The following is a 2,438-nucleotide window of genomic DNA, read 5'->3' on the forward strand; positions in this document are numbered from 1 at the left end:
AGAACACCCGACGTGACCTGATCTTTGGATTCGTATGGAATCAGAATAACGTTGGCCTCCCGAATGGCCATCACTAGGGGATCTAAATCGAGATAGCGACCGCCAAACTCGACAACACCGTCCAACCCCAGTGCCGAAGCCCCGGCCTTCAGACCCGACAGATAGGCGTCGCCCTGGGAGGCGTGCACCTTGGGGTGTGTTCCGCCCAAAATGAGGTATCGAGGCAGAGGGCGGATATCCGTCAGGGCGCCAAAGGCTTCGATCGACGTTTCCAGTCCTTTGCCAGGGCTGATCAAGCCCCAGGTCATCACGAGGGGCCGTGTCCCAGTCGCCAACGAGGGGCCGGATAATCCTTGCGCCGCCCCATGCGGGATGAAGGCCAATTTCCGCTGATCGACGTCGTATCTAGATGCCAGTCGACGAAGCGCCGACTTGCTCAGCACAACCGCCCTGTCCGACTGGTCGACAATCGCCTCGAGGATCATCTTTTGTCTCGGTGTCGGGCTCTCGAGGACGGTGTGGAGGATCACGACGGTAGGGACGTCGAGTTGGTAAGCGAAGTCGAGGACCTCCTCGCCGTCCCGTCCCCCGTAGATTCCGTACTCATGTTGAACAACAGCGACATCGTGGGCCTGCAATGTCTCAACCGCTCGATCCAGCGAGTTGGCGTCACCCGCGAGATGCTCACAAATCACCTCGGGTTTCTGACCCTTTGAATCGACCTCGACCAGAGCAACCACATCGAGTCCGTCATCCGAGCCGCGGCCTGTAGCGATGGCATTCCACAAGGATGCGGTGAACGTGGCGATACCGCATTTAGTAGGGGGGTAGGTGCTGACGAACCCAATCGATGGCTTCCTTCGACCCGAGCCTGGTTCGAAGTACTTGCTCATCTCCGTTGACCTATAGAAACACCGGCGCCAACGAGCCTCCCGTCGAAAAAGGGTCTGTCGGCTGGGGGAGCAGATGAGACATGAATACCGGCGGTGATCGTGACGATACCGATAAGCACCGGTAGCAGCTCAAAGAACACTGTGAGGACTTTCATCTAACACCTCCAGGTTCCAAATCATGTCCACACTACGAGTGTATACCTTCCAGTCGACTAGAATGTCAACTAGAGATATTTCGCTCATCTAGGGCCACCATGTGTCCGCCTCGGAGCCGGTCATCGATGATGGTGTCATGTTGGGTTCTGGGTGGTACGTCTCCGTTGCGGAACGTTTGCGAGGTTCTGAGCCTCGTGACCGTACCAAAGTGAGACGTGCTCCGCGGAGGTATCGACCCGGCCAGGATCTGCACGATTGGTTACTCGAGATCCGTGATTGCGCCGCCGTGGTCGGTTTGCCCACCGGTGGCGGGCGAGGGCGAAGCTGCTGCGGCCGCCCGGTAGGTGTTGATCATGTCGAGGTAGTTCTCGGCGATGCGGTTGCGTGTGGATTCACGGTCGGCGCGTCCTGCGACGTGGTCGGTCAGCGGGTCGAGCCAGATCGTGCGCCCGGTGGCGAAGCCGGCGTAGCCGGCGACGCCAGCCGCCGCTCGAAGCCAGTCGCGAACTTGGTCGGCGTCGGCGCCGTGGCCGAGCACGATGCAAGTGACTCTGTCCCGCCCGTCGATGCGCGCTTGGGCGGCGGCACGCTGGTTGCCGGCCCGTTTGTCGATACCTTGGATCTTCCAGATATCCGGTTCGACGCCGGTATCTTGCAGTTCGGCCATGGTCGCGACGATGAGATCGGGTAGGGCGTTGCGCTCGTAGGCGCGTTGGTCCCCATCGAACTCGGCGATCTGTGCCGGGGTGGGCGGCACCAGCAGCTCAAAGAGTAGGGATCGATCATGGGCCTGCAGCCAGTTGGACAGCCGGGCGAGACGGATTCCTTGTCGCCGGTTGATCGACGAGTCACCTTCGGGGTTGTAACGGACAAGCACCTTGACGAAGTCGGGGTCGAAAGTCTCGATGTGTTCGGCGAAGCGGTCCCCGTAGGCGAGTTCGAACTCGTCCTGGCCGGATTTCTCGACAGGCATGGCCAGCGTCACCCCGTCGGATTTGGCAGCGTGGGCGACATCGGTGCCGAACTCTTCGTCGACGAGCACCCCGCAATAGTCGGAGAGTTCGCTGTCAGCGACTGCGTGGTTGAAGGCTTCCCATATCAACATCTTCAAGTCGCCAATCCTGCGGCGTTGCGCGGCGGTGGGTGAGCCGGTGATGCCGAGCAGCCCCTTGCGGAACGATGAGCGGTGGTCGAAGGGCAGTACGTACAATGGATGGTCGGCGTCGATGTTCATACGGGTGCTCCCCTTCCGGCGTCGGTTGTTTGGGGATCACCGGTCGCAGTACATCCCTCCAGTCGGGTCACCACTTGGAAACGGCGGGTCCGGGTGGGTTGGGGGTTTATCATCGGATGTAGCGTTGAAAGCTTCCGTAGCGTTCCCGGACTGGG

The 2,438-nt window shown here is 60.5% G+C and carries 3 protein-coding genes; all 3 read right to left on the reverse strand.

Annotated features, from left to right (window positions below; all coding sequences use genetic code 11):
- On the reverse strand, positions 1 to 893 hold an 893-nt coding region (locus tag JJE47_04275), incomplete at its 3' end, for a glycosyltransferase (GenBank protein MBK5266629.1).
- Entirely contained in the window at positions 890 to 1,048 is a 159-nt protein-coding gene (locus tag JJE47_04280) for a hypothetical protein (protein MBK5266630.1), read from the reverse strand. The genes JJE47_04275 and JJE47_04280, both read right to left, overlap by 4 nt.
- A 260-nt stretch (positions 1,049 to 1,308) precedes the next feature.
- Positions 1,309 to 2,283, reverse strand: coding sequence for a DUF2090 domain-containing protein (locus JJE47_04285; GenBank protein MBK5266631.1), 975 nt, complete (start codon positions 2,281 to 2,283; stop codon positions 1,309 to 1,311).
- Positions 2,284 to 2,438: the final 155 nt, after the last annotated feature.

It is taken from the genome of Acidimicrobiia bacterium (assembly GCA_016650365.1).
Taxonomy (GTDB): Bacteria; Actinomycetota; Acidimicrobiia; order Spongiisociales; family JAENVV01; genus JAENVV01.